This is a genomic window from Cedecea selenatireducens (genome assembly GCF_042138895.1).
Taxonomy (GTDB): Bacteria; Pseudomonadota; Gammaproteobacteria; order Enterobacterales; family Enterobacteriaceae; genus Cedecea; species Cedecea selenatireducens.
On the sequence record NZ_JBHIKW010000003.1, the window covers coordinates 421427 to 439101 of the forward strand.

Genomic DNA, 17675 nt, shown 5'->3' on the forward strand with positions numbered 1-17675 from the left:
GGGACTCGCAGCCTGGCCGCCTTTCTGTCGTCCGAAATCCATAGAATTACAGGAGCTTATAATGAAAATTTCCCCCTCTTTGATGTGCATGGATCTGGCAAAATTCCAGGAACAGATTGCGTTTATCGACCAGCACGCCGACTACTTCCATATCGACATTATGGACGGCCACTTTGTGCCGAACCTGACGCTGTCCCCGTTCTTCGTCGGCCAGGTCAGGAAGCTTGCCAGCAAGCCGCTGGACTGCCACCTGATGGTCACCCGCCCGCAGGATTACATCGTCCCGCTGGCGCAGGCCGGGGCGGACATCATTACCCTGCATCCGGAAACTATTAACGGCCAGGCCTTCCGCCTTATAGAAGAGATTCGTCGCCACGGCATGAAAGTCGGCCTGATTTTGAACCCGGAGACCCCGGTTGAGGCGATGAAGTACTACATTCATAAGGCAGACAAGGTGACGGTGATGACCGTTGACCCAGGGTTTGCCGGCCAGCCGTTTATTCCAGAAATGCTGGAAAAAGTGGCGGAGCTGAAAGCCTGGCGCGAGCGCGAAGGGCTGAGCTACGAAATCGAAATTGACGGCTCCTGCAACGCGGCAACCTATGAACGACTCATGGCCGCCGGGGCAGATGTGTTTATCGTTGGCACTTCCGGGCTGTTTAACCACGCCCGGGATATCGACGAGGCCTGGCAGGTGATGAGCGAACAGATCCTGACGGCCAAAAACGAGGTTATCCCCCATGCCAAAACCGCTTAACGTGGTGGCCGGAGTGGATATGGGCGCCACCCATATCCGCCTGTGTTTGCAGGATGAATCCGGCGCGGTGCTGCACTGTGAAAAACAGCGCACCGCAGAGATTATCTCCGGGGGCGTGGTCTGCGGGATCGCCCGTCTGTTAAACGATCGGCTGGATCGCTTTAACGCCCGCTGCCGCGGCATGGTGATGGGGTTCCCGGCGCTGGTCGGCAAAGACAAGCGCACGATTATCTCCACGCCAAATTTGCCGCTTGCCGCCGCAGAGCTTAACGAACTGGCGGGCAAGCTGGAGGATGCGCTCGGCTGCCCGGTCGAGTTTTCACGTGACGTCAATCTGCAGCTCTCGTTCGACGTCGCGCAAAACGGCCTGCAGCCCCAGCAGGTGCTGGGGGCTTATCTCGGCACCGGCATGGGTTTTGCCGTCTGGCTGAACGGGGCACCCTGGACCGGCGCCCACGGCGTTGCCGGTGAACTGGGCCATATTCCACAGGGCGATATGCACCTGACCTGCGGCTGCGGAAATGCGGGGTGCCTGGAAACGGTGTGCTCGGGGATTGCCCTGAAACGCTGGTACGACGCCAGCCCGCGTGCGTATGAAATTGGCGAGCTGTTCAGCGTTGCCGCGCAGGAGCCGTTTGTCGTTGCCCTGCTCGACCACGCGGCGCGCGCCATCGCCACCAGCGTGAACCTGTTCGACCCGGATGTGGTGATCCTCGGCGGCGGCGTAATGGACATGGTCGATTTTCCGCGCGAAGCGCTGATTGCGCAGACTAAACGCTATCTTCGCCGCCCGCTTCCTCACGATGCCGTGCGCTTTATCGACGCGTCTTCATCCGCGTTTAACGGCGCACAAGGTGCGGCTACGCTGGCCCGCGCCTGCTTCCTGCCCGCGCTTTACGTAGCGCCTCAGCAAGCTGCGCTCGGGTAAACGGTTTGCGCAGCAGCTCAACCTCCGGCAGGTGTTGCTCGCTGCGACGTAAATCCTGCCCGCTTACCAGCAGCAAATCCAGCTGAGGATGGTGGCGGCGAGCCTGCTGGAGCACGTCCGCGCCGCTTAGCTCGCCGGGCAGCATCAGGTCGCTGATAACGAGGCTGATGTCCGGCACCTCGCGCATCAGCTGCAGCGCCTGCTGGCTGTCGCTGGCTTCCAGCGTCAGGTAACCCAGCTGATGCAGCTGTTCGCAGAGCGTCTGGCGCACGTCCGGCTCATCTTCGAGTACCAGCACAAGCTGGTCAGAAATATCGGCCTGTTCATCGACCAGCGGCAAGGCCTCCGGCTGCGCCTCCGCAGACGCCCGAGGCAGTTGAAGTATGACCCGAGTCCCTGTGCCCGGCTCGCTTTCAATCTGCACCCGCCCGCCCGACTGGCGTACAAAGCCATAAACCATCGACAGCCCAAGCCCGCTGCCGCTGCCGGTCTGTTTGGTGGTGAAGAACGGTTCAAACACCTGCGCCTTTACCTCGTCCGTCATGCCGTGCCCGGTGTCGGCCACTTCAACCACCACCATATCCTGCTTGCGCCCTTCGCCGCGCACCACGCGCTGGTTCCAGGTGCGGATCTTAATTTCACCGCTGCGCCCTTCCATCGCGTCTCGGGCGTTCATCACCAGGTTAATGATCGCGTTCTCCAGCTGATTGACGTCGATCCAGGCGGGCCAGGCGGGCTGCTGGGCTTCAACGACAAGCGTGAGATGGGCGGGCAAAGAATGGCGCATCAGCGGGTCGAGGTTTTCAAGCAGGCTTTTCATCGCCACCGCCCTCGGGTGTAACGATTGCTTGCGGGAAAACGCGAGCAGCCGCTGAGTGAGCTGTGCGCCACGCTCGGCGGCCTTAAGCGCGCGCTGAATGCGCACGGCGTCCGGCGAGTCTGTCGCGGTCAGCTCAAGACTGCCGATGATCACCGCCAGCAGGTTATTGAAGTCGTGCGCCAGACCGCCGGTAAGCTGCCCCACCGCCTTCATTTTTTGGCTGTGCACCAGCGCTTCTTCCAGCGCTTTGCGTTCGCTACGCTCCAGCACTACGTTCACCATGCCCCGCCCAGGCACCGGGCTAAAACGCAGCTCGATGGTACGGCCGTCCGCCAGCCTCAACTCCTGCGGCTTAGGCAAGGGTCTGGAGAGATTACCCAACATGTGCTCCTGCAGCGGCGTAACCTGCTTGAGCAACCCGAGATAGTGCTGGCCGCGCTGCAGGCGCTGCGGCTCAAGCCCCAGCAGCAGCGGATATTGCTGATTCCACACCACCAGGAAACCGTCGCTGTCGAACAGCGCAAAGCCGTCGCGCATGGCGTGAAAAGTGGTTTCCAGCAAGGTACTTTTCTCTTTCAGCAGGCGGGATGTGTGCTCCAGCGAAGCGGTATTACGGGCAAAGACGTTGAATGCCCTGGCCAGCTCGCCCAGCTCATCACGCCTCTGCTGTGCGGGCACGCTGACCTCTTTTTCGCCTTTCGCCAGCCGCGTCATCGCCTGGGAAATCGCCGTTAAGTTTGAGCCCAGGTTGCGGTAAATATACAGCCCGGCAAACCCGGTGATCACCAGCGCCAGCAGGGCAAACAGGCCGATAAAAGCGATGATGGACTGCAAATCCCGGTGGCTTTGCTGGCTGCGCTGCCGGGATTCTTCCCCGACTTTTTGCACGTACAGGTTGATGTCCTGATTCAGAAAAGCCACCAGCGCTTTGATGTGGTACATGTGCCAGGCGATGCCCAGGTCGCTTTCCTCAAGCTGCGCAGAAAGCGGCGGCAGCTGGCGCAGGCCGTTTCTGAACTGCTGCAAAATGCTGTCCGATAACGCCGACGCCGCCCGCTCGGGGAGAAGCTGCATCACTTCGCTAAGCTGGCGCACCGCCGGCCTCGGGGAGGAGGACTGAATCGCCACCAGAATCAGGCGATCCATCTCTTTGAGCAGCCCGGCATCCGGCACGTTAAGCCCTTCGCGGACGTTAACTTCCTGCAGGTGTTCAAGGTAGCTCTGATTCTGGTACAGGGCGCTCAGCAGCAGGTTACGCTGCAAATGGCGGCGGTGCCCCATCACCAGCATGTTGGTAACGCTGCTTTCCAGCTCGTTGCTGCGGTCGATGATCCGGCTGACCAGCTGCGGCTCACGGCTCGCCAGCGGCGCTTTGGCCAGGTGAGAAAGCGAGTTTTGCAGCGAAAGCTGGGTTTGCTTCAGGCTTGCCGCCTCGCTCTGGTATTCCAGCGCGCCCACAACCTGAGAAAGCCTGACCGCCGCCGTCGCCACGTTCGAGGTGTCGCGCGCCAGCTCCATGCTACCGGACATATCGAGCAGCGTTTGCCCCTGAACCTGCTCCTGCAGGCGGCTGGCGTGCTTAAAGCCGAGCACCGCCACGCCGCAGACCATCAGCGTGACCGCCACCACCAGCAGATTGAAGAACAGCAGGCGGCCACGGGCGCTGGCGAAAAAGGAGGGACGAGGCTGGGTCATAGAGGCTCCGTGGTTGATTCACTCCAGTTAAGCATTGCACGGATTTTGATAAATATTTCCACACCGGGAATGTGATCCAGGTTAACTATTCAACTCTATGACAAATATGAACGGCGGCTGACATTTTGCATTTATCGGCGTGTGGTTGACTGGCGCTTATTGATACCCACCACAGGCGCCGCACCATGAGCAGAGTCCCCATTCTGGAAATGCGCAATATTGCCAAGTCATTTGGCAAGTTTTATGCGCTAAAAGGCGTCGATTTAACGGTATTTCCCGGTGAAATCCATGCGCTAATGGGTGAGAACGGGGCGGGTAAAAGCACCCTGATGAAGATCCTCGCCGGGGCTTACATCGCCACCAGCGGCGAAGTGCTGATTGACGGCGAACCCTATGCCATCAAAGGCCCGAAAGATGCCCTCAACGCGGGCATTACCCTGATTTACCAGGAAATGCAGCTCGCGCCAAACCTCACCGTGGCCGAAAACATTTTCCTCGGCAGCGAACTGGCGCGCGGCGGCCTGGTGCAGCGTAAAGAGATGGTGCAGCAGGCGCAGGCGGTGATTGACCGCCTCGGGGCGCAGTTTAAAGCAACCGACCTCGTCATGAAGCTGACCATTGCCGAGCAGCAGCAGGTTGAGATTGCCCGCGCGCTCCAGCGCAACAGCCGTATTCTGGTGATGGATGAACCCACCGCCGCCCTCTCATCTCGCGAAACGCATCGCCTGTTTGAGCTGATTTTCCGCCTGCGTGATGAAGGCATGGCGATTATCTACATCAGCCACCGCATGGCGGAAATTTATGAGCTGTCTGACCGGGTCAGCGTCCTGCGCGACGGCCAGTACGTCGGCAGCCTGACGCGCGAAAACCTTAACGCCAGCGAACTGGTCAAAATGATGGTTGGCCGGCCCCTTAGCGACCTGTTTAACAAAGAGCGTGATATCCCGCTCGGCAGCCCTCGCCTCAACGTTCATCACCTGACGGACAGCGGCAAGGTGCAGCCCGTCAGCCTGCACGTGCGTTCCGGGGAAATTGTCGGCCTGGCCGGGCTGGTTGGCGCGGGGCGTTCGGAGCTGGCGCAGCTTATCTTCGGCGTGCGTAAGGCCACGGGCGGTACGGTTGAGATCGACGGCGAGCCGGTGACGCTTCACTCCCCCCGCGAGGCGATTCAACACGGCATCGGCTTCCTGACGGAAAACCGCAAAGAGCAAGGGCTGTTTCTCGAGCTTGCCGCGCAGGACAACATCACCATGGCCACGCTGGAGCGTGACGCTCATTTCGGCATGCTCGACCGCAAAAAAGCCCAGACCATTTCTGACGATGCTATCAACCTGCTGAATATCCGCGTGCCGCATGCTCAGGTTCGCGCCGGGGGCCTGTCCGGTGGTAACCAGCAAAAGTTGCTGATTTCCCGCTGGGTTGCTATTGGCCCACGCATTCTGATCCTCGACGAGCCTACGCGCGGCGTGGACGTCGGCGCTAAAAGCGAAATTTACCGCATCATGAACCAGCTGGCCCGCCAGGGCGTGGCCATTTTAATGATTTCCAGCGAGCTGCCCGAAGTGGTGGGCATGAGCGACCGGGTGTACGTCATGCGCGAAGGCAGCATTGCCGGCGAGCTGCTGCGCCACGACATTACGCAAGAGAATATTATGACCCTGGCTACCGGCGTGACCGAGGCCCATAAGAAAGAGGTGCACCATGACTAACTCAGGCACGCAACCGGTGGCAAAATCCGCCTCACTTAAAAAAGCCCTGTTCGGCGATTTACTACAAACCGTCGGCATTTTGCCGATTTTGATACTGATCGTCGCCGTATTTGGCTTTGTCGCGCCCAACTTCTTCACCGAGTCTAACCTGCTCAATATCGCCCGGCAGTCGTCGATCAACATCGTGCTGGCGGCTGGGATGACCTTCATCATTCTGACCGGCGGTATTGACCTTTCCGTGGGCTCTATCCTCGGCACCACCGCCGTGACGGCAATGGTCGTGTCGCTGATGCCCGGCTGGGAAGGCCTGTCGATTCTGGCAGCGCTGCTGATGGGCACCGGGCTGGGGCTGTTTAACGGCATGCTGGTCGCCTGGGCTGGGCTGCCGCCGTTTATCGTCACGCTCGGCACCTATACCGCGCTGCGCGGTGCGGCGTATCTGCTGGCCGACGGCACAACGGTGATTAACTCCAACATCAACTTTGAATGGATTGGTAACGCCTATCTCGGCCCGGTGCCGTGGCTGGTGGTTATCGCCCTGCTGGTGATTGCGGTGTGCTGGTTCATCCTGCGCCGTACCACGCTGGGCGTTCATATCTATGCGGTGGGCGGCAACATGCAGGCGGCACGCCTGACCGGCATCAAAGTGTGGATGGTGCTGCTGTTCGTGTACGGCATGAGCGGCCTGCTTTCCGGGCTCGGCGGCATCATGAGCGCGTCGCGCCTTTATAGCGCCAACGGTAACCTCGGCGTGGGCTATGAGCTGGACGCCATCGCCGCCGTTATTCTCGGCGGGACCAGCTTCGTGGGCGGGATTGGTACCATCACCGGCACGCTGGTGGGGGCGCTGATTATCGCCACGCTCAACAACGGCATGACGCTAATGGGCGTCTCCTACTTCTGGCAATTGGTGATCAAAGGGGCGGTGATCATCATAGCGGTGCTGATCGACAAATACCGTACCCGTCACCATCAAAGTGCATAACAACAAAACCCTACCCTACGAGTGAGGAAAACAGCATGCGTTTGAAACCCATAGTTACTGCGTTACTGGCTGGTGCAATGATCGCAGGCGCGCCGTTTGCCCAGGCGAAAGAGTTAAAGTCTATCGGCGTGACGGTGGGCGACCTCGCCAACCCGTTCTTCGTGCAGATAACCAAAGGCGCCGAGCTGGAAGCCCGCAAGCTCGCTGGCGACAACGTGAAGGTGACGCTGGTCTCCAGCGGCTACGATCTCGGCCAGCAGGTGGCGCAGATCGATAACTTTATCGCCGCCAAGGTGGACATGATCATCCTCAACGCCGCAGATTCCAAAGGGATCGGCCCGGCGGTAAAACGCGCGAAAGACGCCGGGATCGTCGTGGTGGCGGTGGACGTCGCGGCTGACGGCGCCGATGCCACGATCACCTCAGACAACACCCAGGCCGGGCAAATGGCCTGTAAGTACATTTCCGACCGCCTGAAAGATAAAGGCAACGTGGTTATCATCAACGGGCCGCCGGTTTCCGCCGTGCAGAACCGCGTTGAGGGCTGCGAAACCGAATTCAAAAAGCACCCGGACATTAAGATCCTATCCTCTAATCAGAATGCTAAGGGCAGCCGTGAAGGCGGCCTGGAAGTAATGACCTCGCTGCTGGCGGCGAATCCGAAGATCGACGGCGTGTTTGCGATCAACGATCCGACGGCGATCGGGGCCGATCTGGCGGCAAAACAGGCCCAGCGTAATGAGTTCTTTATTGTCGGCGTGGACGGCAGCCCGGACGGTGAGGAGGCCCTGAAGCGCGGCGGCAGCTCGCTGTTTGTGGCGACGCCGGCGCAGGATCCGCAGGTAATGGCGGCGAAAGCGGTCGAGATTGGCTACGACATTTTGCAGGGTAAACCCGCGCCGAAAGGCCCGGTGCTAATCCCGGTGACGATGATCGATAAGAACAATATTGGCAGCTACAAAGGGTGGACGGTGAAGTAGTTTTCCCCTCACCCAGTCGAGTCAGAACGCCGTCAGTCCCCTCTCCCTTCCAGGGAGAGGGCCAGGGTGAGGGTCCACGTCAAAGGGAGGCCAGATGAAACGCTCCGAGGTTAATCAGTACCTGAATGAAACCCGCCAGTTCTTTGCCCGCCACGATATCCAGCTGCCGCCGTTCGCCGGGTTCTCGCCGCAAACATGGCAGCAGCTTGATTCCCACAGCTGGCAGGAAGTGTTTGATCTGAAGCTAGGATGGGATATTACCGACTTCGGCGGCAGCGATTTTCTTATCATGGGCCTCACGCTGTTTACCCTGCGCAACGGCTCACCTGAAGGTGCGCCCTACGCCAAAACTTACGCCGAAAAAGTCATGCACGTGCGTGAAAATCAGATGACGCCGATGCATTTTCACTGGAGCAAACAGGAAGACATTATCAACCGCGGCGGCGGTAATTTGATTGTCGAACTGTGGCATTCAGATCCGTTTGAACAGCCCGATGAATCGGACATTACGGTGGTGATTGACGGCTGCCGCCAGACGCACGCCGCCGGCAGCCAGCTGCGCCTTTCTCCGGGGGAAAGTATCAGCCTGGTGCCGGAGATGTACCACAGCTTCTGGGGCGAGCCCGGCTACGGCGACGTGCTGGTCGGTGAGGTTTCGATGGTGAACGATGACGATCACGACAACCGTTTTTTAAAGCCTCTCGAGCGCTTCAGCACCCTTACCGAAGACGCCGGGGCGGAGCTGCTTTTGTGTCATGAGTACCGCCGGTTTATCTAAACCGCATTATTTTCGCCGTGGGTGACATCCGCGGCAAAGACGTAGCCCACGCCGCGGATGGTGCGGATAAGCGTGGGCTGGTGTGGGTTCACCTCGATTTTGCGCCGCAGCCGCATAATCAGCACGTCGATAGTCCGGTCAAACACTTCGAGGCTTTCGCTGTGGGTTAGCTCAAGCAGTTTTTCCCGCGACAGCACCTTTCTGGCGTGCTGCACCAGGGAAAGCAGCAGACCATATTCCCCCTGGGTGAGATCAACCTGCTGCTGCCGGGCGTTCATCAGCTGGCAGCGGTCGGTGTCCAGCCGCCAGCCGTTAAACTGCAGCGCGCTGGTTTTCGTCGGGCTGGTTTCTACGGCCAGCGCCCCGCTGCGCCTCAGCACCGCTTTCACCCTCGCGACGACCACGCGGCCGTTAAACGGTTTGGCGATGTAGTCATCGGCGCCCATTTCCAGCCCCACCACCACGTCAGACTCGCTGCCCATGCCGGTCAGCATCACCACCGGCAGCGCCGGACGTAGCTTTTGCACCTGCTGAAGCACCAGCAGGCCGTTGGTATCCGGCAGCATCATATCCAGCAGGATAAGCGCGATGGAGGGCTCTGCCGCCACAATCTGCAGCGCTTCATTGCCGCTATGGCACACCAGCACGTCGAAGACGTGTTCGCTGAGCACATCGCGCAGCACGTCGCAAATGGCCTTGTCGTCATCCACCACCAGGATTGCAGGTTTCATTATTGTCTCCGGAGGGGAGGAGGTTCTTTTTAGTGTGAGCGATTGTTGATTGCGCGCCGCAGAAAGAACACAGATCCGTGCGGAATTTTCTATCACTGTCACAAATGCCCGTCAGTTCGACACGTCATTTATGACGAAATCCCCGGCCTTTCGTCAGCCCGTGCGAAAGATGCCCGCCAAACCCGCGCCAATACCCACTCACTCTATGTGGCATAGATAATGCATTGAGTGGCGCAGCAAGGCGGTTTGCATTTATCGCCGCACTTAAATGACAGCATTGACTGGAGCAACATGATGAAAAAAGTCGTCACGGTTTGCCCCTATTGCGCCTCGGGTTGCAAGATAAACCTGGTGGTGGATAACGGCAAAATCGTCAAGGCGGAAGGCGCACAGGGTAAAACCAACCAGGGCGACCTGTGCCTGAAGGGTTATTACGGGTGGGACTTTATCACCGACACCAAAATCCTTACTCCGCGTTTGAAATCCCCGATGATTCGCCGCGAGCGCGGCGGCAAGCTGGAAGCGGTTTCCTGGGATGAAGCGCTGGACTATGTCAGCTCTCGTCTGAGCGAGATCAAAGCCAAGTATGGCCCTAACGCCATTCAAACCACCGGCTCCTCACGCGGGACCGGCAATGAAACCAACTATGTAATGCAAAAATTTGCGCGCGCCGTTATTGGAACCAATAACGTCGATTGCTGCGCACGTGTCTGACACGGCCCATCGGTTGCAGGTCTGCACCAGTCGGTCGGTAATGGCGCGATGAGTAACTCTATCGTCGAGATTGAGGATACTGATTTAGTCTTTGTGTTCGGGTACAACCCGGCAGATTCACACCCTATCGTGGCTAATCGCGTGATTAAAGCGAAGCAGAAAGGGGCACAGATTATCGTTGTCGATCCGCGCAAAATTGAAACCGCGCGCATTGCCGACATGCATTTGAGGTTACGAAACGGCTCTAACATCGCGCTTCTGAACGCGATTGGCCACGTCATTATTGAAGAGAACCTTTACGACCACGCTTTCGTAGCGGCTCGTACCGAAGGCTTCGAGGAGTATCGCAAAATCGTTGAAGGCTACACGCCGGAGTCCGTCGAAGAAATCACTGGCGTTAGCGCCGGGGAGATCCGTGCGGCCGCGCGTATGTATGCCAAAGCCAAAACGGCCACCATCCTGTGGGGCATGGGCGTGACCCAGTTCTACCAGGGCGTGGAAACCGTGCGCTCGCTCACCAGCCTGGCGCTGATGACCGGCAACCTTGGCAAACCTAACGTGGGCGTGAACCCGGTTCGCGGCCAGAACAACGTGCAGGGCGCCTGCGATATGGGCGCACTGCCGGATATGTTCCCCGGTAACCAGTACGTTCGTGACGCGGAAACCCGCAGCAAATTTGCTACTGCCTGGGGCGTTGACGCGCTGCCGGAAGCCAACGGTTACCGCATCAGCGAACTGCCTCACCGCGTAGAACATGGTGAAGTCCGTGCCGCCTATATTATGGGTGAAGATCCGCTGCAAACCGATGCCGAGCTTTCTGCGGTGCGCAAAGCGTTTGCCGGACTTGAGCTGGTGATTGTGCAGGACATCTTCATGACCAAAACCGCCGCCGAGGCAGACGTTATCTTACCGTCAACCTCCTGGGGCGAGCATGAAGGGGTCTTCACCGCCGCCGACCGTGGCTTCCAGCGCTTCTTTAAGGCGGTTGAGCCGAAGTGGGATCTCAAAACGGACTGGCAGATTATCAGCGAAATCGCCACCCGCATGGGCTACCCGATGCGCTACAGCAACACCCAGGAAATTTGGGACGAGCTGCGTCATCTGTGCCCAGATTTCTATGGTGCGACCTACGAGAAGATGGGCGAGCTGGGCTATATCCAGTGGCCTTGCCGGGACACTTCCGACGCGGACCAGGGCACCTCTTATCTTTATGAGAGCAAGTTCGAGCGTCCTAACGGCCTGGGGCAGTTCTTCACCTGCGACTGGGCACCGCCTATCGATCGCATCACCGACGAGTACCCGATGGTGCTTTCCACGGTGCGTGAAGTCGGCCACTACTCCTGCCGTTCAATGACCGGCAACTGTGCCGCCCTGGCCGCGCTGGCCGATGAGCCGGGTTATGCACAAATCCACGTCGAAGATGCCGCCCGTCTGGGCATTGAAGATGAAGCGTTGATTTGGGTGAATTCGCGTAAAGGCCGGGTTATCACCCGGGCTGCGGTCAGCGAGCGTCCGAATAAAGGCGCGGTGTACATGACCTATCAGTGGTGGATTGGTGCCTGTAATGAGCTGGTGACGGAGAACCTTAGCCCGATAACCAAAACGCCGGAGTACAAGTACTGCGCCGTGCGCGTCGAGCCGATTGCCGATCAGCAAGCCGCCGAGCAGTATGTAATTGATGAGTACAGCAAGCTGAAGGCCCGTCTGCGCGAGAGCGCGAGGGGGTAATACATCCCCTCACCCTAACCCTCTCCCCATAGGGGAGAGGGGATAAAGAACATGTTTTCCTCCCTCGCCCCTTTGGGGAGAGGGCCGGGGTGAGGGGCTTTACTTAACTGCTCGCTTTACTGTCAAATTTCCCAAAAAGCTCACGCTCATAGGCCAGGGCTTTTTTATGGTCGAATTTGTGTTCCCACTTGGCGATAACCAGCACCGCCAGCGCGTTGCCGACCACGTTCAGCGCGGTACGCGCCATATCCAGAATACGGTCAACACCGGCAATAAACGCCAGTCCTTCCAGCGGAATACCGACGCTGCCAAGCGTTGCCAGCAGCACCACGAAGGAGACGCCCGGCACGCCGGCAATCCCTTTTGAGGTCACCATCAGCGTCAGCACCAGGATGATTTCCTGCCACAGCGACAGCTCGATGCCGTACAGCTGTGCGATGAAAATCGCCGCAATACTCTGGTACAGCGTGGAGCCATCGAGGTTAAACGAATAACCCGTCGGCACCACAAAGCTGGTGATCGACGCCGGAGCGCCATAGGCTTCCATCTTCTCGATGATGCGCGGCAGTACGCTTTCAGAGCTGGCGGTAGAGAACGCCAGGATCAGTTCATCTTTCAGAATGCGCATCAGGATAGTGATTTTCAGCCCGCACAGCCGCGCCACGGCGCCCAGCACTACAAATGCGAAGAAGGCAATCGCCACGTACACCAGCACCACCAGCTTCAGCAGCGGCCAAAGCGAGGCAAAGCCAAAGTTCGCCACGGTCACCGAGATAAGCGCAAAGACGCCAACCGGCGCATAGCGCATCACCATGTGCGTCACTTTGAACATGGTTTCAGAGATGGAGCGGAAAACGGTCACCAGCGGTTCACGATGCGTGGCCGGCAGCGACGACAGCCCAAGGCCAAACAGCACCGAGAAGAAGATGATCGGCAGCATCTCGCCCTTCGCCATCGACGCGACGATGTTGGTGGGCACGAGGGACAGAATGGTGCCCATCAGGCCGTGAGAATGGCTTTGAACATCCTGGGCAGTATGCTGGTATTTCGAAATATCCACGGTAGCAAGCTGCGACATATCTATGCCGTGGCCCGGCTGGAACACATTCGCGAGCGTAATGCCCAGAATGATGGCAACCGTCGTGATCACTTCGAAATAAATGATGGTTTTTGCCCCGATGCGGCCGAGCTGTTTGGCGTCGCCAACGCCGGCGATCCCAACCACCAGGGTGGAAATCACAATCGGCACGACGATCATTTTGATCAGGTGGATAAAGATATCGCCCGCCGGTGAAAGCAGGTTAGCGACCAGCCACTCACGGCTATCACTTTGATAATGAAGAAAACTTCCCAGGATAATGCCCAGCACCAGCGCCAGCAAAATTTGCCAGGCCAGGCTGATTTTAAAGTTTTTCATAACGACTACAGTTCCTCAAAAAAACGCCATTCCCATGCTGTTGACTCAGGAGAAGGTCACAAACTGAAAGGGGGTATGACAAACGTCAGGTGTTAAGCGGGGTTTTTTAAAGCTCCGTATGAGTACCATCCCGATAGCCTGCTGCGCAACTCTTCATTTTCAAGGTTATGCACTGACTTAACGCTGATAAGCAGGATTTTCATCACATCCGTGGATATAACTTATTGTTATGGAAAAATTTTCATTATTTGTTTTTAGAATTAAGTCACTCCGGTAATTATTTCTTATGATTCATCTGTTTGAACATTTTTTGCGCGATTATTTTAATGCGTGATCTGCCGCCCAAAAAGTAAACAAAGCTGCCTATACCCCTACAATTAACGTTTGTGTGACATATTATTAACATCCTAAAGGAGAAAAAAAGCCATGAGCCAAATACACAAACACGCTATTCCCGCAAACATTGCGGACCGTTGCCTGATAAACCCGGAGCAGTACCAGGCCCTGTATCAGCAGTCGATACAGGATCCCGATGCGTTTTGGGGCGAGCAGGGAAAAATCCTCGACTGGATAAAACCCTACAAAAAGGTGAAAAACACCTCTTTCGCGCCGGGAAACATCTCTATTAAGTGGTATGAGGACGGTACGCTGAATTTAGCCGCAAACTGCCTCGACCGACACCTGGAAGAACGAGGCGATCAAACCGCCATTATCTGGGAAGGCGATGACGCAACCCAGAGCAAACACATCACCTACCGCGAGCTGCACCGCGATGTCTGCCGTTTTGCCAATACGCTGGTCGAGCTGGGGATTAAAAAAGGGGATGTTGTCGCCATTTATATGCCGATGGTGCCTGAGGCCGCCGTCGCGATGCTCGCCTGCGCACGCATTGGGGCCGTGCATTCCGTCATCTTTGGCGGTTTCTCGCCGGAAGCCGTGGCCGGGCGCATCATCGATTCCAGCTCCCGGCTGGTGATCACCGCCGACGAAGGCGTACGCGCCGGGCGTTCCATCCCGCTGAAAAAGAACGTGGATGACGCGCTTAAAAATCCAAATGTGAAAACCGTCGAGCACGTTATCGTGCTGAAACGCACCGGCGGCAAAATCGACTGGCACCAGAACCGTGACCTGTGGTGGAGCGAGCTGGTGGAGAAAGCCAGCGACCAGCATCAGCCGGTCGAAATGAGCGCCGAAGATCCGCTGTTCATCCTCTATACCTCCGGCTCTACCGGCAAGCCTAAAGGCGTGCTGCACACCACCGGTGGCTATCTCGTTTACGCCGCCAGCACCTTTAAATACGTCTTCGATTACCATCCGGGTGACGTCTACTGGTGTACGGCGGACGTGGGCTGGGTCACCGGGCACAGCTACCTGCTTTATGGCCCGCTGGCCTGCGGCGCGATCACGCTGATGTTTGAGGGCGTGCCTAACTGGCCGAAGCCAAACCGCATGGCGCAGGTGGTCGACAAACATAAGGTGAATATTCTCTACACCGCGCCAACCGCCATCCGCGCGCTGATGGCCGAAGGGGATAAGGCCACCGAAGGCACAGACCGCTCTTCGCTGCGCATTCTTGGCTCCGTGGGCGAGCCTATCAACCCGGAAGCCTGGGAGTGGTACTGGAAGCACATCGGCAATGAGAAATGCCCGGTGATGGACACCTGGTGGCAGACGGAAACCGGCGGCTTTATGATCACCCCGCTGCCTGGCGCAACCGAGCTGAAAGCCGGTTCCGCTACCCAGCCGTTCTTTGGCGTTCAGCCCGCGCTGGTCGATAATGAAGGCAACCCGCAGCCGGGCGCCACCGAAGGCAATCTGACCATTACCGATTCCTGGCCGGGCCAGGCGCGCACGCTGTTTGGCGACCATGAGCGCTTCGAGCAGACCTACTTCTCCACCTTCAAAAATATGTATTTCAGCGGTGACGGCGCGCGCCGGGACGAAGACGGCTATTACTGGATAACCGGCCGCGTGGACGACGTGCTGAACGTGTCCGGCCACCGCCTTGGTACCGCAGAGATCGAGTCGGCGCTGGTGTCCCATCCGAAGATTGCCGAGGCCGCCGTGGTGGGCATTCCACACAACATTAAAGGCCAGGCGATTTACGCCTACGTGACGCTGAACCACGGCGAAGAGCCGACGCCGGAGCTGTACGCCGAGGTGCGCAACTGGGTACGTAAAGAGATTGGCCCGCTTGCCACGCCGGATGTACTGCACTGGACCGACTCGCTGCCGAAAACCCGCTCCGGCAAGATCATGCGTCGCATCCTGCGCAAGATTGCCTCCGGTGACACCAGCAATCTGGGCGATACCTCCACCCTCGCCGATCCTGGCGTGGTAGAAAAACTGCTGGAAGAAAAACAGGCGTTAACCATACCTTCGTAACCTTGTTCTCCCCCTCTCCCTTCCGGGAGAGGGAATAACTACAAATACCTACCCTACAAAAACCTCTGGAGATTCTGTGATGAATGACACCATTTATCAGCGGATAGAAAGCAGTGCGCATTTCAGGGAGTTGGTTTCCAAAAGGCAACGGTTTGCCGCCATTCTGTCACTGATTATGTTAGTGATTTACGTTGGTTTTATTTTGCTGATTGCCTTCGCGCCCGCGTGGCTTGGCACCCCGCTTCATGACGGTACCAGCGTCACGCGAGGCATCCCTATCGGCATCGGCGTTATCGTTATTTCCTTCCTGCTCACCGGGATTTATGTCTGGCGTGCTAACGGCGAATTTGACCGCCTGAACAACGAAGTGCTGCGTGAAGTGGGGGTTAAATGAAACGTTTTCTTGCGGTTTTTGCCGCTCTGCTGCCGGCCGGAGCCTTCGCCGCCGATGCGATAACCGGCGACGTGCAGCGCCAGCCAACCAACTGGCAGGCGATCATCATGTTCCTGATTTTCGTCGCTCTGACGCTGTATATCACTTACTGGGCGTCCAAACGCGTTCGCTCCCGCAACGACTATTACACCGCAGGCGGCAATATCACCGGCTTCCAGAATGGCCTGGCCATTGCCGGTGATTTTATGTCGGCCGCCTCGTTCCTCGGGATTTCCGCGCTGGTGTATACCTCGGGTTATGACGGCCTGATTTATTCGCTGGGCTTCCTGGTCGGCTGGCCGATTATCCTGTTCCTGATAGCCGAACGCCTGCGTAACCTGGGCCGTTATACTTTCGCCGACGTGGCGTCTTATCGCCTCAAGCAGGGCCCAATCCGCACGCTGTCCGCCTGCGGCTCGCTGGTGGTGGTTGCCCTTTACCTGATTGCCCAGATGGTCGGCGCCGGGAAGCTTATCGAGCTGCTGTTTGGCCTGAATTACCACATCGCCGTGGTGCTGGTGGGCGTGCTGATGGTGATGTACGTTCTGTTCGGCGGCATGCTGGCCACCACCTGGGTACAGATTATCAAGGCCGTGCTGCTGCTGTTCGGCGCAAGCTTCATGGCGTTTATGGTGATGAAGCACGTCGGCTTCAGCTTCAACAACCTGTTCAATGAGGCGATGGCGGTTCACCCTAAAGGTGCGGCCATCATGAGCCCTGGCGGGCTGGTGAAAGACCCCATTTCTGCGCTGTCTCTGGGCCTCGGCCTGATGTTTGGCACCGCTGGTTTACCGCATATTCTGATGCGCTTCTTTACCGTGAGCGACGCCCGCGAAGCGCGTAAGAGCGTGTTTTACGCCACCGGTTTCATGGGTTACTTCTACATCCTGACCTTTATCATCGGCTTTGGCGCCATTATGTTAGTAGGTGCTAACCCAGCATTTAAAGACGCGGCGGGCGCGCTGATTGGCGGCAACAACATGGCGGCGGTTCACCTGGCAGATGCCGTGGGCGGGAACCTGTTCCTCGGCTTTATCTCTGCGGTTGCCTTCGCCACCATCCTCGCGGTTGTGGCCGGGTTAACGCTGGCGGGCGCTTCGGCGGTATCTCACGACCTTTACGCCAACGTCTTCCGCAAAGGCGCTTCCGAACGTGATGAGTTAAAAGTATCGAAAATCACCGTTCTGGTGCTGGGCGTGGTGGCTATCCTGTTGGGCATTCTGTTTGAAAAACAGAACATTGCTTTTATGGTGGGGCTGGCATTCTCCATTGCCGCAAGCTGTAACTTCCCGATTATCCTGCTGTCGATGTACTGGTCGAAGCTGACCACGCGCGGCGCAATGATCGGCGGCTGGCTTGGCCTGCTGACCGCTGTCGTGCTGATGATTCTTGGCCCAACAATCTGGGTGCAAATTCTCGGCCACGAAAAAGCGGTCTTCCCGTACGAATACCCGGCGCTGTTCTCGATCCTGGTTGCGTTTGTCGGCATCTGGCTGTTCTCGATTACCGATAACACGCCAGAGGGTAAGCTGGAGCGTGAGAAGTTCCGCGCGCAGTTTATTCGTTCTCAAACCGGCATCGGTATCGATCAGGGGCGGGCTCACTAGTTAGTAAG

Annotated in this window: 13 protein-coding genes; 10 read left to right on the forward strand and 3 right to left on the reverse strand. The window is 57.9% G+C overall.

Annotated features, from left to right (window positions below):
- Nucleotides 1–61: 61 nt before the first annotated feature.
- Complete coding sequence (gene alsE / locus ACE38U_RS07475; RefSeq protein WP_038476562.1) at nt 62–757, forward strand: D-allulose 6-phosphate 3-epimerase; 696 nt, start codon at nt 62–64, stop codon at nt 755–757.
- On the forward strand, nt 741–1685 hold the full coding sequence (alsK, locus tag ACE38U_RS07480; RefSeq protein ID WP_375529419.1) for an allose kinase: 945 nt from the start codon (nt 741–743) through the stop codon (nt 1683–1685). Before alsE ends, alsK begins: the two co-directional genes overlap by 17 nt.
- Here the strand turns inward: alsK and ACE38U_RS07485 are convergent.
- The gene (locus tag ACE38U_RS07485) at nt 1618–4200 is read right to left on the reverse strand and encodes an ATP-binding protein (protein WP_375529420.1); all 2583 of its coding nucleotides are present in this window, start codon (nt 4198–4200) and stop codon (nt 1618–1620) included. The genes alsK and ACE38U_RS07485 overlap by 68 nt on opposite strands.
- Nucleotides 4201–4385: 185 nt before the next feature.
- On the opposite strand from ACE38U_RS07485, the gene ACE38U_RS07490 reads away from it, so the two are divergent.
- The 4 genes from ACE38U_RS07490 (at nt 4386) to ACE38U_RS07505 (ending at nt 8652) form a co-directional block, all read left to right on the forward strand.
- Entirely contained in the window at nt 4386–5909 is a 1524-nt protein-coding gene (locus tag ACE38U_RS07490) for a sugar ABC transporter ATP-binding protein (protein WP_375529421.1), read from the forward strand.
- On the forward strand, nt 5902–6894 hold the full coding sequence (locus ACE38U_RS07495) for an ABC transporter permease subunit (protein ID WP_375529422.1): 993 nt from the start codon (nt 5902–5904) through the stop codon (nt 6892–6894). The genes ACE38U_RS07490 and ACE38U_RS07495 overlap by 8 nt, the downstream gene beginning before the upstream one ends.
- 35 nt (nt 6895–6929) lie before the next feature.
- Nucleotides 6930–7874 (forward strand): ABC transporter substrate-binding protein, encoded by a 945-nt coding sequence (locus ACE38U_RS07500; protein WP_038476577.1) that lies wholly within the window; start codon nt 6930–6932, stop codon nt 7872–7874.
- 94 nt (nt 7875–7968) lie between these two features.
- Complete coding sequence (locus ACE38U_RS07505; protein ID WP_375529423.1) at nt 7969–8652, forward strand: D-lyxose/D-mannose isomerase; 684 nt, start codon at nt 7969–7971, stop codon at nt 8650–8652.
- Here the strand turns inward: ACE38U_RS07505 and ACE38U_RS07510 are convergent.
- Entirely contained in the window at nt 8649–9383 is a 735-nt protein-coding gene (locus ACE38U_RS07510) for a response regulator (protein ID WP_038476583.1), read from the reverse strand. The genes ACE38U_RS07505 and ACE38U_RS07510 overlap by 4 nt on opposite strands.
- A gap of 294 nt (nt 9384–9677) precedes the next feature.
- Between ACE38U_RS07510 and fdhF the strand changes: the two genes are divergently transcribed.
- Nucleotides 9678–11825 carry a formate dehydrogenase subunit alpha gene (fdhF, locus tag ACE38U_RS07515; protein ID WP_375529443.1) on the forward strand — a complete coding sequence of 716 codons (2148 nt, stop codon included), beginning with the start codon at nt 9678–9680 and terminating at the stop codon, nt 11823–11825.
- Nucleotides 11826–11928: 103 nt separating this feature from the next.
- On the opposite strand, the gene gltP is transcribed toward fdhF, so the two are convergent.
- Nucleotides 11929–13242, reverse strand: a complete 1314-nt coding sequence (gene gltP / locus ACE38U_RS07520; protein WP_176981220.1) for a glutamate/aspartate:proton symporter GltP — start codon at nt 13240–13242, stop codon at nt 11929–11931.
- A 426-nt stretch (nt 13243–13668) separates the two neighbouring features.
- Here gltP and acs point away from each other — a divergent pair, with 426 nt between their 5' ends.
- From acs to actP, 3 genes are all read left to right on the forward strand, one after another.
- Nucleotides 13669–15627, forward strand: a complete 1959-nt coding sequence (gene acs / locus ACE38U_RS07525) for an acetate--CoA ligase (protein WP_038476593.1) — start codon at nt 13669–13671, stop codon at nt 15625–15627.
- A 79-nt stretch (nt 15628–15706) separates the two neighbouring features.
- Nucleotides 15707–16021, forward strand: a complete 315-nt coding sequence (locus ACE38U_RS07530) for a DUF485 domain-containing protein (protein WP_061275976.1) — start codon at nt 15707–15709, stop codon at nt 16019–16021.
- Nucleotides 16018–17667 carry a cation/acetate symporter ActP gene (gene actP, locus ACE38U_RS07535; RefSeq protein WP_176981222.1) on the forward strand — a complete coding sequence of 550 codons (1650 nt, stop codon included), beginning with the start codon at nt 16018–16020 and terminating at the stop codon, nt 17665–17667. Before ACE38U_RS07530 ends, actP begins: the two co-directional genes overlap by 4 nt.
- The last annotated feature ends 8 nt before the right edge of the window (nt 17668–17675 follow it).

Excerpts from the sequence above, each read along its gene's own strand:
- ACE38U_RS07495 (WP_375529422.1), top strand. The coding sequence starts at position 5,902 with ATGACTAACTCAGGCACGCAACCGGTGGCAAAATCCGCCTCACTTAAA.
- ACE38U_RS07530 (WP_061275976.1), top strand. The coding sequence starts at position 15,707 with ATGAATGACACCATTTATCAGCGGATAGAAAGCAGTGCGCATTTCAGG.
- ACE38U_RS07500 (WP_038476577.1), top strand. The coding sequence starts at position 6,930 with ATGCGTTTGAAACCCATAGTTACTGCGTTACTGGCTGGTGCAATGATC.
- acs (WP_038476593.1), top strand. The coding sequence starts at position 13,669 with ATGAGCCAAATACACAAACACGCTATTCCCGCAAACATTGCGGACCGT.
- actP (WP_176981222.1), top strand. The coding sequence starts at position 16,018 with ATGAAACGTTTTCTTGCGGTTTTTGCCGCTCTGCTGCCGGCCGGAGCC.
- gltP (WP_176981220.1), bottom strand. The coding sequence starts at position 13,242 with ATGAAAAACTTTAAAATCAGCCTGGCCTGGCAAATTTTGCTGGCGCTG.
- ACE38U_RS07505 (WP_375529423.1), top strand. The coding sequence starts at position 7,969 with ATGAAACGCTCCGAGGTTAATCAGTACCTGAATGAAACCCGCCAGTTC.
- ACE38U_RS07510 (WP_038476583.1), bottom strand. The coding sequence starts at position 9,383 with ATGAAACCTGCAATCCTGGTGGTGGATGACGACAAGGCCATTTGCGAC.
- ACE38U_RS07485 (WP_375529420.1), bottom strand. The coding sequence starts at position 4,200 with ATGACCCAGCCTCGTCCCTCCTTTTTCGCCAGCGCCCGTGGCCGCCTG.
- ACE38U_RS07490 (WP_375529421.1), top strand. The coding sequence starts at position 4,386 with ATGAGCAGAGTCCCCATTCTGGAAATGCGCAATATTGCCAAGTCATTT.
- alsE (WP_038476562.1), top strand. The coding sequence starts at position 62 with ATGAAAATTTCCCCCTCTTTGATGTGCATGGATCTGGCAAAATTCCAG.
- alsK (WP_375529419.1), top strand. The coding sequence starts at position 741 with ATGCCAAAACCGCTTAACGTGGTGGCCGGAGTGGATATGGGCGCCACC.